Here is a 12,578-nt window from a genome sequence, read left to right on the forward strand (position 1 = left end):
CGATGCTCGTGCAGATCGTCCACGAATCCCTGTTCGGCAACACCCGTGCCGTCGCCGACGCCGTGGCCGACGGCCTACGGGACGGCGGCTGCGAGGTCGTGATCGACGAGGCGGGGCCCGACACCCCGGCCCGACGGCCCGACCTCCTGCTCGTCCTCGGCCCCACCCACGCGCTCGGCATGACCCGCCCGGCGACCCGCGCCGACGCGGCGCAACGCGGCGCGAGCGGGCGCACCGACGCCGGGATCCGCGAGTGGCTGGCCTCGTTGCCGGCCCGGGATCCGGCCGCGACACCGTTCGCCTGCGCGGACACCCGGTCCGGTCCGCGGATCCCCGGGTCGGCCGCGCGGGCGGCACACCGGCGGCTGCGGCGGCGCGGCTACCGGCCCGTCGCGCCCCCGCGGTCGTTCTGGGTCGCCGGGACGTCGGGGCCCCCGCGCGACGGCGAGCTGGACCGCGCCCGCGAATGGGGTCGGGAGCTGGCCCTCGCCCGGACCGCCGCCCGGTAGACGTCGTCGACGCCCCGCCCCCCGCCTGCAGTGGGGTGGCTTTGCTCCGGCTGGACCGGAGTGAAGCCACCCCACTGCGAACCAGTGGCGGGCGCGACGCCGGTGTCGGGAGCGCCGTCGTCCTCGGCGGTCCGCGGCCTGCCGATCAGCTTTCTCAGTCGGTCGAGCACGATCACGTGGTACCCCGTGCGGGCGGGTCAACCCGGCTCGCCGCGGCGCTTGCGGTACAGGACCCAGACGAGGTCGGCCAGGGCCACGACGGCGATGACCACGAGTACGACGCCGAGGCCCGTGCCGTAGGCGCCGAGGCCGGCGGTGAAGGAGAACCAGGCCGCGCCCGCGCAGAACACCAGGCCGAACGTGGCCAGCAGCGCCCGGAGCGTGAGCGCGCTGCGGGCGGGCGGCGCACCGCCGAAACCGGCCGTCGGGTCGTGGTAGTCCGGCAGCCCGCGTTCGTAGTCGGCACGCGTCCGCCCCTGGCGGGGATGCTGAGGAGAACCAGCCATGGTGTTGGGCTACCCGTTGACGGGCCCGCCACGCAGGGTCATATCGGCCGCACGCGACCGCGGCGCGCGGACAAGCCCCAAGCCGCGGCGACGGGCGACGGCCGCGGCGTCCACCAGCACGCCCATGCCGATCGCCGCGAGCAGCGCCCCGCCATGTCGACGGCGATCTCAGGCGTGCCTGGCGGCCGCCAGTACAGGCGGCGGCCCCCGTCAGGCTCCGTCGGGCGGAGCGGGCACCAGCACCACCGGGCAGCGGGCGTGGTGGACCGCGTGCACCGCGACGGAGCCCACGAAGGCGCCGGCGAGCGCACCGGTCTGCGCGAGCGCGTCGGAGAGCCACGCCCGAGCCTCGATCATGCTCGGGCCGCGCGGTCAGCGACGTGTGCCCACCATCTCCCAGACCACGGCCGTGACCAGGCCATGGGCCGGGTGCGGCGCGAGATCGGAGACCCAGGACCCGGCGGACCACTCGCGCGGGTCCGTCATGCCCAGCGCCGCCATCGGACCGGTGGTCCCGACAGTGGCCGCCGGACCGGCGAGGGTCCCCCGCACGACCACGGGCATCCCGCCCACCGCGGGACGGGCGAGCCCGTAGGCCGCACCGGTGCCCAGACCCGCGACGATCCCCGCCAGGAGCCGGTTCGTGATTCCCATGGTCCCGTTCCCCGCCGGGCGACCGCCAACCGGCCCGTCGGGTCCACAACCGGCGTGGCCACGCCACTGCAGCCCCAAGAACTATCATCGGCGCGTGGCCGACGGTGCGGACGTCAGGACCGGCCGGGACGACGCGGTCCGGTCGGTCGATCGTGCGCTGTCCATCCTCCAGGTCATCGCGCGCAGCGGACCGATGGGTGTCTCGGAGATCGCCCTCGCGGTGGGAGTGCACAAGTCGACCGCCTTCCGCCTGCTCGGCACCTTGGAGGCGCGGGGGTTCGTGCGCCAGTCGCACGAGCGTGGGGAGTACCGGCTCGGCCAGGGAGTGGTGCAACTGGCGGCCGGGGCAGCTCAACACCACGACATCAACGTCATCGCGCGGGACGTCACCCAGCGCTTGGCCGAGACGGTCGGGGAGACGGTGAACACGGCGATCCACGACGGGACCGCGGTCATCAGCATCGACCAGCACATCGGGCCCGCGGCTGTCTCGTCGATCAACTGGGTCGGTCGGCGTGGGCCGCTGCACGCGACCGCAGCGGGGAAGCTCTTCCTGGCCTTTCCGGACGGCGACGGGTTTCCCGCGATCCCCGTGGAGCTCGGCCGTTTCAGCGAGCACACCATCGTCGACCACGACCAGCTGGCCCAGGATCTGGAGCAGGTACGTGCGCGTGGCTGGTCCCTCAGCTCCGAGGAGCAGGAGGCGGGGCTGATCGCCGTCGGTGCCCCGGTGCGGGACTTCGCCGGGGTGGCCGTGGCCGCGGTCGTCGTGTCCGGCCCGGCATACCGGCTGACCGCGGACGCCGTCGAGAACATCGCCAAGTACACCGTCGCCGCCGCCGAGGAGATCTCCCTCCGCAACGGCAGGCCCAAGCGCGGCTGACGCACCCCCCTTCGCGCTGACTTCAGCCATCCGACGCCCGGGCAGTTCTGGGCCGAACGGGGCTGCTCTGGTGGCGAAGCTTGACAGTGACGCCAGTCACGCTGTTCTGTACTGCGGCACAGGTTCGCCATGCGGAACAGGAGCGCTCCATGAGCACAGGCGACGACGGCTACGTCCATGCGGACCCGACGGACACCGGCGTCCACCCACGCGCTGCGGACGTGGACACCCCGGTGGACCGGAAGGTGTTCGCGGCCGGCATGGCGCTCACGGTCGCGTTCGTGGCGTGGGGCGTCCTCGCGCCCGAGAACCTGGCCGCGACGGCGAACGCGATCCTCAACGGCATGATCGACGCGACCGGCTGGATCTACGTCCTGGTGACCGCCGGGTTCGTCGCTCTGATGCTGCTGTTGGCCGTGTCCCGCTTCGGCCGGGTCCGCCTGGGACGAGACGACGAGCGGCCGGAGTTCAGCACCGGTTCCTGGATCTCGATGATGTTCGCGACGGGCATGGGTATCGGTCTCATCTTCTGGGGCGTCGCCGAGCCGTTGTCGCACCTGCTGGAGCCGCCGCTGGGGCTGGCCGAGCCGTCGACTCCGCAGGCCGCCCAGCTCGGCATGCAGTACACGATCTTCCACTGGGGCCTGCAGCCGTGGGCGCTCTACGGCATCGTCGGGCTGGCCCTGGCCTACGCGACCTTCCGCAAGGGCCGGCCCAACCTGCTCAGCTCGATCGTGTTCCCGAACAAGGCGCCCTCCCACCCCGCGCGGCGCACGGTGGACATCTTCGGGCTGTTCATCACCACCTTCGGCGCGGCCACCTCCCTCGGCCTGGGTGCCGTCCAGATCAACAGTGGCCTGACGAGGGTCTTCGACGCGCCCAAGAGCAACGTCGTCGCGATCGTCGCGATCGTCGTGCTGACCGCCGCGTTCGTCGTGTCGGCCGTCAGCGGGACGCACCGGGGCATCAAGTGGATGGCGAACATCAACGCGGTGCTGGCCCTCGCGCTGCTCGTGTTCGTGTTCGTGTTCGGCCCGACGATCTTCCTGATGAACACCTTCGTCACCTCGATCGGCGACTACCTCTTCCAGTACGTGCCGATGAGCTTCCGTACGGCCGCCTTCGGCGGCGGTGAGTGGATGGCGGGCTGGACGATCTTCTACTGGGCCTGGTGGATGTCCTGGGCACCCTTCGTGGGCACCTTCATGGCGCGGATCTCCCGGGGGCGCACGATCCGCGAGTTCGTGATCTGCGTCCTGATCGTGCCGACGCTGGTCAGCATCGTGTGGTTCGTCGTGATGGGTGGTACCGCCATCCGCCTGCAGCTCAACGGCGCGGCCGACATGGCCGGATCGCTCGCGAGCGGTGTCGAGAACACGCTGTTCACGCTCCTGGACACCATGCCGTTGGCGACCCTGGCCGCGATGGTCGTGGTCGTGCTGATCCTGCTGTTCTACGTCGCGGGCGCCGACTCCGCCTCGCTCGTGCTGGGCATGCTCTCCCAGGGCGGCTCGCTGCACCCGAAGACGTGGCTGGTGGTGACCTGGGGCTCGATGATCGGGGCGGTGGCGATCGCCCTGCTTCTGGCAGGCGGGCTCGTCGCCATCCAGACGACCGTCGTCGTGATCGGAATCCCGTTCCTCGTGGTGATGCTGTTCGTCTGCCACAGCCTGCTCAAGCAGCTGCAGGCCGAACCGGCGGTCGGCGCGTTCCCGGCCGGGACGTCACCGGCCGTCCCGACCCCGGTCACCAGGAACGGCGACACCGCGGCCGCCCCGGCTCCCGTCGCGCACTCCTCCGCGGATCCGGGGTGACCGGATCGAGACCACCCAGGAGCGCGAGGATGGTCGACCACCGCGCGATCGTCGTCGGCCTCGGCGGGCTGGGCTCAGCGGCCCTGTACCGGCTCGCCGCGGAGCTCGGCCCCGGGGTGCTGGGCATCGAGCAGTTCGCGCTCGGCCACCACCGCGGCGCCTCCCAGGACCACTCGCGCATCATCCGGCTCGCCCAGCACCAGGCCGAGTACGCCACGCTGGCCGCCCCCGCGTACAAGGCCTGGGCCGAGGTCGAGGCCGAGTCCGGCCAGCAGCTCGTCACCAGGACGGGTGGGCTGGTCATCGAGGACCGCGTCGCCCGCAGGGACACCGCCACCGGCACCCGCAACATCGAGGGCTACACCGAGATGTTCGACCGGTTCGGTCTGGCCTACGAGCAGTTCGGCGCCGATGAGCTCGTCAGCCGGTGGCCCCAGTTCCGCGTCGACGGCGGCGAGCTGGCGCTCTACCAGCCGGACTCGGGCATCGTCGACGCGGCGCGGGCGAACGCCGTGCACCTCGCGCTGGCCCGCGCCAGGGGCGCCGAGGTCCTGGCTCGCACCCCCGTCCGCGCCGTCCGGCCCGACGGCGCCGGCGTGGCGGTGGTGACCGACGGGGGCACCTTCCGCGCGGACCGCGTGATCGTGGCGAGCGACGCCTGGACCAACCAGGTGCTCGCCGAGACCGGTGTGCAGCTGCCCCTGACCGTGCTGCAGGAGCAGGTCACGTACTACTCCACTCCGCATCTCGCCGAGTTCGCCGCGGACCGGTTCCCGGTGTTCATGTGGCACGGCCGCCACAACTTCTACGGCTTCCCGGTCTACGGCGAGGTGGCCACCAAACTCGGCCAGCACATGGGCGGGCACGAGACGACGGCCGACACGCGCACCTTCGACCGCGACCCCGTCCGGGGCGACCGGTACGCCCGGTTCATCGAGCGGCACATCCCGCGCTTCGGCGGACCGGAGCTCTCCACGAGGACCTGCCTCTACACCGTGCCGCCGGACCAGAACTTCGTCCTCGACACCCTGCCGGAGTACCGGCAGATCATCGTCGCGAACGGCGCGGGCCACGCGTTCAAGTTCGCCGCGCTGATCGGGCGCCTGCTCGCCGATCTCGCCCTCGACCGCACGCCGTCCCAGCCGATCGACGCGTTCTCGATCACCCGCCCGGCGCTGACCGATCCCACGTTCCCCCGCAGCTTCCACGTCTAGCCGTGTCCACGCAGGAAGGGGAGATCCCCGCGATGACGATCGGCGACCCGACCGGCCGGCCCGTCGACCCGTACGCCGAGCTGCCTGCGCGTCCGGTGGATCCGGTGCTGTTCACCGCGGAGAGCACCTACGCGCACACCCGCCGGCCGGTGGAGCTGGCCTTCACGCTGCTCCCCGATGCCTACACCTCGCCGGAGTTCTACGCCCTGGAGCGGGAGTTGGTCTTCGCGAACGGCTGGGTCGCCGTCGGGCTCGCCGACGACGTGGACCGCCCCGGTGCCTGCCTGGTGGTCGAGGTCGCCGGCCGGTCGATCATCATCACCCGCCACCGGGACGGCGAGCTCCGGGCGTTCCACAACGTCTGCCGCCACCGCGCCACGAAGCTGCTCGACGCGCAGGCGCGCGAGGTCGGCCGCCGTGGGCGTATCCGCTGCCCGTACCACAACTGGACCTACGACACGGACGGCACGTGCCTCGGAACGCCGCTGTTCGAGGGCTCCGACGTGCCCGGTGGCGAGGAGCCGGTCTTCGACACCTCGGTGGCGAAGGGCTTCGACCGCGCCGACCACGGCCTGCTCGAGGTCGCGGTCGACACGTGGGGCTTCTTCCTGTTCGTCACCCTCGCCGCCGACCCCGCCCCGCTCCGCACGCAGCTCGGCGACCTGTCGCAGCGCTTCCGCGGCTACCGGCTCGACGAGTGGCGCCCCCAACGGCGCCGCACCTACGACGTCGCGGCCAACTACAAGCTCATCGGCGAGAACTTCATGGAGTACTACCACCTCCCGTGGGTCCATCCCGAGCTCAACCAGGTGTCCCGGTTCTCCGACCACTACCGCTGGCAGGGACCCGGCATGTACACCGGCATGTGCACGACCCCGGTGTCGCGCAACACGGAGGCGGGCGGCTGGGACGGGCTCGGCCCGCTGAGCTCGCTCACCGGTCACGACGCCGACAGCGGCCGGTTCGTCTGGCTGTTCCCCAGCACGGCGCTGGTCGTGCTGCCCAACCACGCCTTCGTGCTGTTCTGCAGCCCCGCCGGGCCGAACCGCACGGTGGAGACCGCCGTGCTGCTCAGCCACCCCGAGGCTCTCGAATCCCCGGACGCCGACGAGTCCCTCGACCAGCTCGAGAAGTTCTGGGACCTCGTGAACCGCCAGGACCTCGAGATCATCGAGCGGGTGCAGGAGGGCATCGAGAACCCGGCCTACCGGGGTGGGCGGATGTGCTTCCGCTTCGAGGAGCCGCTGCACCGTTTCCAGAACATGGTCATCGACAGGATGGTCGGCATCGACCGCGTCCCTGCCGGGGACGACGGCGACGGCGACGACGACAGCGACGGCGACGACGACAGCGCCATGACCCGCATGTTCCCGGACCCGTCATGACCACGTCCGTCACCACTCCCCTGCCGGATGGGCCGCGGCACTACATCGGCGGTGGGTGGGTGGCCGTCCGCGACGGCCGCACCCTCGCCGTCGAGGACCCGTCCAAGCCGGCCGAGCAGACGCCGCTCACCGCGCTGCGGTTCGCCGGTCTCGTCGCGGCCGCCGGGTACCCGGCCGGCACCTACAACGTCGTCACCGGACTCGGTCCGGAGGCCGGGCACGCCCTGGCCGCACACCCCGGCATCGGCTCTCTCACCTTAAGCTCGGCAGCCGGGAAGGCGCGACGCTCGCGGCTCCACCGGCGGCGGTGCCCGACATCGGCCACTTCCTCGCACCCAGGACCTTCGTCGACGTCACCCCGGAGATGCGCATCGCCCGCGAGGAGATCTTCGGACGCCGGCTACGTGATGGTCAACGAGTACTTCGGCGGCGGCACCGCGGCCCCCTTCGGCGGCACCAAGCGCAGCGGCACCGGCCGCGAACGGGGCATCGTCGCCCTCGACAACTACGTCTCGCTGAAGACGGTCGTCGCCCGCATCCGCCCGACCCGCTGACGCGTCCCCAGGAGATCGACATGAGCACCACCGACGTCCTCGTCATCGGCGGCGGCCTGGAAGGCTGCGCCACAGCATGGGCGCTGACCCGCCGCGGCGTCACCGACGTGACGATCGTCGAGCGCGACACGGTCGGCTCGGGCGGCACGGGGAAGTCATCCGGTGTCGTGCGCTGCCACTACGGGGTGTCCTCGCTCGCGGCGATGGCCGCCCGCAGCCTGGAGATCTTCGAGCATGCCGAGGACGTCCTGGGTGCCGACGTCGGGTTCCACCAGACCGGCTACGTCGTCGGGGTCGCCGAGGAGAACGCCGCGGCGCTGCGCGCCTCCGTGGCCGCCCAACGTGCCGTCGGGGTGCACACCGAGACGATCGACCACCACGACGTCGCCGCGCTGTGGCCGAGCGCGGACCTGGAGCCGTTCGCGGCCTTCGCCTGGGAACCGCGCGGCGGGTACGGCGACGCCTACCAGACCGCACACGCCTTCGCCGCGGCCGCGCGACGGGCCGGCGCCCGCCTGCGGCAGGGCACGACCGTCACCGCGATCCGCAGCACCGGCGGGCGTGTCACCGGGGTCGCGCTCGCCGACGGCACCACCATCGCCACCAGCCGCGTCGTCCTCGCCGCCGGTCTGTGGTCGGTCCCGCTGCTCGCCGCGCACGGCATCGACCTTCCCGTCACCGCGCACCGCGAGCAGATCGTGCTCATCGACCCCGGCCAGCCGCTCGGGCCGGTGCCGGTGTTCTCCGACCTGATCTCCCTGCAGTACATCCGGCCCGAGGGGCCGCGCGGGCTGCTGTTCGGCAACTCCGACCTCTCGGTGCTCGAACCCGCCGATCCCGACCACTACCTCAACTCGGCCGACCCGTCCTTCCTCGAGATGACCGTCAGTAAGGTCGGCACCCGCTTCCCCGGCCTCGCCGACCCGGCCGTCACCTCCAGCTACGCCGGCTGCTACGACGTGACCCCGGACTTCAACCCCGTCATCTCGGAGACCCCGATCGACGGCCTCGTCGTCGCGGCCGGTTTCTCGGGCCACGGCTTCAAGATCGCGCCGGCGGTGGGACGGCTCGTCGCCGACCTCGTCGCGGACGGGAAGAGCTCCGACGCCGACGTCCCGGCCGCGGACTTCCGGCTGAGCCGCTTCGCCGAGGGCGCGCTGCTCACCAGCCCCCACCCCTACCTCGGCGCCGGCCAGATGCGCTGACGAGGCCGGGGCGTCGTCTCGCTGACGCTCGGAGGTCACGGCGGAACCGTCACGGTCGCCTGCCCGTGAGGGCGAGAAGCCGGTCGGCACAGGTCGCGTCGGCGGGCAGACCCACTTCGGGCCCCAGTTCTCCGGCTGCACGAAGCTCGTCCAGGGGGAGAGTGCCGGCGAAGGTGAGGAGGCGCTGCGCCACCTCCTCGTCGATGCCGGTCGCGGCATCGATCGATCGGGCGAGGTCCCAGTTGTGGGCTGCGATCTCGACCGCGTTGAGCAGGGCTGCGTCGGCGCCGGGCATGGAGCCGAGCGGCAGGTGACAGGTGGTGTGCAAGGCGCCCGGTCGCCGCCATGCGTCGAGGTTCTCGCGCATCAGGACGGTGAGGGTCGCCGCCGGGTCGCGTCCGAGGACGTCGTCGGGATCGTCGTGGGTGACGACGTCGCCGCGGCTGGCGACGGTGAACATCGCCAGACCTCCGCCGACGTGGTTGAGCAGGGTTCGCACGTCCCAGCCCGGGTTCGGCGTCGGGAGGCTCAGCTGCTCGTCTGCGAGCCCGGCGAGCAGCCTGCCCAGCTCGTCGTAGCAGCGGGCGAGGATCGCGGTCGGGTCCGGCGCGGTCATGTCGGGAGCTCCGTCCCCCACGCATCGGCGTTGGGCACGCCGATCGACACGTGCCACTGCACGAACCGCCAGCCGCCGTCCGTGCAGTGGGCGACCCCGGTGACCCGCAGCGGCTGCTCGGTGCCGTCCGGAAGGCGGACGGCCGGCTGGTCGGCGACCCACGCGACGTCGCCGTCGCCGTAGCCGATCGGGTCGCCGTCGACGATGTCGAAGGAGCCGATCGCCTCGAGCTGGGCCCGGAAGACCTCGACGACGGTGTCGTGTCCGGTCCACCACTCGGCCGGATCGGTACCGATCCACACCAGGCCGTCCTGGGTGGAGATGGTGGCCGTGATGTCGGCCAGGTCGGCCTCCCGCATTCCGGCGTAGATCGCTCGGGTGAGGTCCTCGACCTCCGGGTAGCGCTTCATCGGTGTGCTCCTGCTGTGGTCGCAACGGTGTCGGACCCAGCTTGGGCCTGCCGAGTGGGCCGGTCTGCGGGGTCGGCTACCCATCAGGGCGGGCGGCTCTACCCAGCAGGTGTCGGGAGGTGACGCCGAGCTTTCCTCGCAGGCTCGCCACGTGCTTCTCCACGGTCCGCGAGGACAGGAACAACCGCTGCGCGATCTGCCGGTCGGTGAGTGCGTCGTCGAGCAACGCCAGCACCTCGGCCTCCCGGGCGGTGACGCCGAGGCGCCGCAGATGCGGGGGGACGCCGACCTCGGCGGCGCCGCCTCGCCCGATCGGCACGCCCGCCCGGCGCAGCAGCCGCCGGCACGCCGCGGCGACCTGGTGGTGCCCGCATGCCGTCGACCAGGCTTCGGCCTCCGCCAGCCAGGCCGCCGGGTCGCCCCACCCGTCGGCGAGCGCCGCCTCGGCAGCAAGTCGCAGGAGCAGGTGCCGGTAGAGCGGCCCGGTGGTGACCTGCAGGCCGCCGGCCAGCTCGGCGGCGGCCTCGTCGGTGTGGCCGGCTCGACCGGCGACGATCGCGCGCGCGGCACCGCCGAACTGGCGGTGGAACAGCGACCCCGGTGCGTGCCGATCGATGTCGAGAAGATCCTCGGCACCGGCGCTGCCGTCGACCAGGCGGACCACCACCCACAACCCGGTGAACGGATCCCCGGACAGCGCCGGCATCGTGCGCATGGCCTGCTCGGCCCGCTCGAACGCCGCCAGCGCCGCGGGCCGGTCCTCCCGGAGGAGCGCCAGCGTGGCCCGGCAGAGCCCCCACACGGGGACGGCCGCGCCGTCCTCGGCGGCGGAGCCGAGCAGCCCGAGGAGCGCATCCATGTCTGCGCCCCGACCCCGGTGGGCCGCGATCAGGGCCTGCACCAGCACGGCGGCACCGGCGAGTCCCTCTGCTCCGAAGCGCAGAGCGACGTCGTGACAGCGCCCTGCGATCACCGCTGCGTGGTCGTAGTGACCGAGGACGGTGTGGAACACGGCGAGGTCGACGGCGTAGCCGGCGGCGAGCAGTGGCAGCCCGGCTGCCGCGGCGGCGTCGTGGGCGGCCTGCACACCGCCCGGATCCGCACGGCGCAGCCAGGCGATGGTGCCCAGCTCGTTGCGGGCCCGGATCCGCCACAGTGCCAGCTGCCCCACCTTGGCGACCTGCAGCTGCCGGCTGAACGCGGTCTCGGCCGCGTCGAGGTCCGACAGGCGGGCACAGCGGCCGATCACCTCGAGCGCTTCACACGTGACGTCGTGCAACCCGGCCGCCTCGGCGACGGCGACGGCTCGGGTGGCGAGCTGTTGTGCGACGGCGACCCGGTCGGGCCGGTCGGAGTGCAGCGCGGCGAGCGCGGCCACGCCGTCCACCCGGGCCAGGGCGACCGGGTCCTTCCCGGCCGCGGCGCGGGCGGCGTCCAGGGCACGATGCGCCCGGTCGGGGCGTGCCTCGACCTGGCCACGGGCGATCAGCAGCTGGGCGGCCACCCGCCGGCCCGCGGGGGCTCCCGCCAGGACGTCCAGTGCGGCCCGCCCCGCCGTCGCCGTCCGGTCGGGGTCGCCGGTGGCCGCCACCGCTTCCAGCAGCGCGAGGGCGATGTCCGCGGCGGCGGGACCCGTGCCGACCAGGACAGCAGCTCGGTCGAGCAGCGTCACGGCACCGGAGACGGCGCCCTCGGCCATCGCCTGCCGCCCGGCGGTCAGCAGCAGCGCTGCGGCGCTGTCGTCGTCCCCCGCGAGCGCGTACAGGTCGGCGGCGAGTACGCAGCCGGGTCCGTCGAGTCGCCGCTCGGCGGCGGTCATCGCCTGGGCCGCGCGGCGGCTCAGCGCCACCCGCTCCGGCGGCAGCAGCCCGTCGAGTACGGCGGCGGCCGTGAGCGCGTGGCGGAAGGCGAAGCCGTCACCGTCGGCGACGACGAGGCCCGCGGCGACCGCGGCGCGCAGGGCGTCGAGCACGTCGGCCTCGGTGCACCCGACCACGGCGGGGAGCAGGTGCCAGCGAAACGTCGTCCCGAGGACGGCCGCAGCACGCAGGACGTCGAGGATGTCCCGACCCAGCACGGAGAGCCGGCGCGCCACGGTGTCGGTGAACGTCTGCGGGCGTCCGGGTCGCAGGGCACCGGTCGGACGCCAGCCCTCGCCGCCCAGGGTCAGCCCGCCGCCCCGCGCAGCCGCGATGAGCAGGTCCTCGACGAGCAGCGGTAGCCCCTCGGCGGATCCGTGCAGCAGGTCGAGGATCTCGGTCGCCGGAACGGCGCCCTCCGCGAGGCCCAGGCACCCGGCGGCCATCCGCGCCGTCCCGGCCGCGTCGAGCCGGGCAGGCTCGACGAGGACGGCCGACCCGCGCACGGCCAGCTCGCGCGCCAGCACGGCCGCTGGGGTCGCCTCGTCGCTCCGCACCGCCATCAGCAGCACCGCAGGCTCGTCGGCGAGATGATCGGCCAGGTACTCGGCGACTGCGAGCGTCTCCGCGTCCGCCCAGTGCAGATCCTCGACGACGGCGACACAGCCCACGGCCGCCAGCAGTCGCAGCACTGCCTCAGCCAGCACCACGAGCGAGACGTCCGCGGCAGGACGGGCACCCGCGGTGGGCACCAGCCGGGCCAGCACCGGACGGTAAGGATCGAGATCCGGTGTGGGCCGGTTGCGGGGCAACGACCGCACCGCCGCCGTCACCAGCTCGATGACCGGCCGGAGCGGCACCGGCGTCCCGCCGGGTACCGCCCGACCTCGGACCACCGGCAGCCCGGCCACCGTCGCCGCGCCAATCGCCTCGCCGATCAGCCTCGACTTGCCGATGCCCGCCTCGCCG

Annotated in this window: 13 protein-coding genes; 7 read left to right on the forward strand and 6 right to left on the reverse strand. The window is 73.0% G+C overall.

Annotated features, from left to right (window positions below):
* Positions 1-509, forward strand: a 509-nt coding sequence (locus AB7J25_RS27430; protein WP_428513676.1) for a flavodoxin, incomplete at its 5' end; no start/stop codon positions are given.
* Between the two features lie 197 nt (positions 510-706).
* On the opposite strand, the gene AB7J25_RS27435 is transcribed toward AB7J25_RS27430, so the two are convergent.
* The 3 genes from AB7J25_RS27435 to AB7J25_RS27445 form a co-directional block, all read right to left on the reverse strand.
* Positions 707-1,015: a hypothetical protein gene (locus tag AB7J25_RS27435; RefSeq protein ID WP_428513678.1), complete on the reverse strand. Its 309-nt coding sequence runs from the start codon at positions 1,013-1,015 to the stop codon at positions 707-709.
* A gap of 210 nt (positions 1,016-1,225) precedes the next feature.
* Positions 1,226-1,372, reverse strand: a complete 147-nt coding sequence (locus tag AB7J25_RS27440) for a universal stress protein (RefSeq protein WP_428513680.1) — start codon at positions 1,370-1,372, stop codon at positions 1,226-1,228.
* Between the two features lie 15 nt (positions 1,373-1,387).
* A complete protein-coding gene (locus AB7J25_RS27445) occupies positions 1,388-1,669 on the reverse strand; it encodes a hypothetical protein (protein WP_428513682.1) in 282 nt (93 codons plus the stop codon).
* A 94-nt stretch (positions 1,670-1,763) separates the two neighbouring features.
* Between AB7J25_RS27445 and AB7J25_RS27450 the strand changes: the two genes are divergently transcribed.
* The 6 genes from AB7J25_RS27450 (at position 1,764) to AB7J25_RS27475 (ending at position 8,724) form a co-directional block, all read left to right on the forward strand.
* Positions 1,764-2,552 (forward strand): IclR family transcriptional regulator, encoded by a 789-nt coding sequence (locus AB7J25_RS27450; RefSeq protein WP_428513684.1) that lies wholly within the window; start codon positions 1,764-1,766, stop codon positions 2,550-2,552.
* 149 nt (positions 2,553-2,701) lie between these two features.
* Positions 2,702-4,366: a BCCT family transporter gene (locus AB7J25_RS27455; protein ID WP_428513686.1), complete on the forward strand. Its 1,665-nt coding sequence runs from the start codon at positions 2,702-2,704 to the stop codon at positions 4,364-4,366.
* A 29-nt stretch (positions 4,367-4,395) separates the two neighbouring features.
* Positions 4,396-5,580: an N-methyl-L-tryptophan oxidase gene (gene solA / locus AB7J25_RS27460; RefSeq protein ID WP_428513688.1), complete on the forward strand. Its 1,185-nt coding sequence runs from the start codon at positions 4,396-4,398 to the stop codon at positions 5,578-5,580.
* 2 nt (positions 5,581-5,582) lie between these two features.
* Positions 5,583-6,965: an aromatic ring-hydroxylating oxygenase subunit alpha gene (locus AB7J25_RS27465; protein ID WP_428513690.1), complete on the forward strand. Its 1,383-nt coding sequence runs from the start codon at positions 5,583-5,585 to the stop codon at positions 6,963-6,965.
* A complete protein-coding gene (locus AB7J25_RS27470; RefSeq protein ID WP_428513692.1) occupies positions 6,962-7,519 on the forward strand; it encodes an aldehyde dehydrogenase family protein in 558 nt (185 codons plus the stop codon). The genes AB7J25_RS27465 and AB7J25_RS27470 overlap by 4 nt, the downstream gene beginning before the upstream one ends.
* A 20-nt stretch (positions 7,520-7,539) precedes the next feature.
* The gene (locus AB7J25_RS27475) at positions 7,540-8,724 is read left to right on the forward strand and encodes an NAD(P)/FAD-dependent oxidoreductase (RefSeq protein WP_428513694.1); all 1,185 of its coding nucleotides are present in this window, start codon (positions 7,540-7,542) and stop codon (positions 8,722-8,724) included.
* Positions 8,725-8,773: 49 nt separating this feature from the next.
* On the opposite strand, the gene AB7J25_RS27480 is transcribed toward AB7J25_RS27475, so the two are convergent.
* From AB7J25_RS27480 to AB7J25_RS27490, 3 genes are all read right to left on the reverse strand, one after another.
* A complete protein-coding gene (locus AB7J25_RS27480) occupies positions 8,774-9,340 on the reverse strand; it encodes a TIGR03086 family metal-binding protein (RefSeq protein ID WP_428513696.1) in 567 nt (188 codons plus the stop codon).
* Entirely contained in the window at positions 9,337-9,750 is a 414-nt protein-coding gene (locus tag AB7J25_RS27485; protein ID WP_428513698.1) for a nuclear transport factor 2 family protein, read from the reverse strand. Before AB7J25_RS27485 ends, AB7J25_RS27480 begins: the two co-directional genes overlap by 4 nt.
* A 76-nt stretch (positions 9,751-9,826) precedes the next feature.
* On the reverse strand, positions 9,827-12,578 hold a 2,752-nt coding region (locus tag AB7J25_RS27490; protein WP_428513700.1), incomplete at its 5' end, for an ATP-binding protein.

Origin of the sequence: Pseudonocardia sp., assembly GCF_050246655.1 — a bacterium.
Lineage (GTDB): Bacteria > Actinomycetota > Actinomycetes > Mycobacteriales > Pseudonocardiaceae > Pseudonocardia.

Bases quoted from the DNA above. Each gene is read 5' to 3' on its own strand.
- AB7J25_RS27435 (WP_428513678.1), bottom strand. From the start codon at position 1,015: ATGGCTGGTTCTCCTCAGCATCCCCGCCAGGGGCGGACGCGTGCCGAC.
- AB7J25_RS27440 (WP_428513680.1), bottom strand. From the start codon at position 1,372: ATGATCGAGGCTCGGGCGTGGCTCTCCGACGCGCTCGCGCAGACCGGT.
- AB7J25_RS27445 (WP_428513682.1), bottom strand. From the start codon at position 1,669: ATGGGAATCACGAACCGGCTCCTGGCGGGGATCGTCGCGGGTCTGGGC.
- AB7J25_RS27455 (WP_428513686.1), top strand. From the start codon at position 2,702: ATGAGCACAGGCGACGACGGCTACGTCCATGCGGACCCGACGGACACC.
- solA (WP_428513688.1), top strand. From the start codon at position 4,396: ATGGTCGACCACCGCGCGATCGTCGTCGGCCTCGGCGGGCTGGGCTCA.
- AB7J25_RS27470 (WP_428513692.1), top strand. From the start codon at position 6,962: ATGACCACGTCCGTCACCACTCCCCTGCCGGATGGGCCGCGGCACTAC.
- AB7J25_RS27475 (WP_428513694.1), top strand. From the start codon at position 7,540: ATGAGCACCACCGACGTCCTCGTCATCGGCGGCGGCCTGGAAGGCTGC.
- AB7J25_RS27480 (WP_428513696.1), bottom strand. From the start codon at position 9,340: ATGACCGCGCCGGACCCGACCGCGATCCTCGCCCGCTGCTACGACGAG.
- AB7J25_RS27485 (WP_428513698.1), bottom strand. From the start codon at position 9,750: ATGAAGCGCTACCCGGAGGTCGAGGACCTCACCCGAGCGATCTACGCC.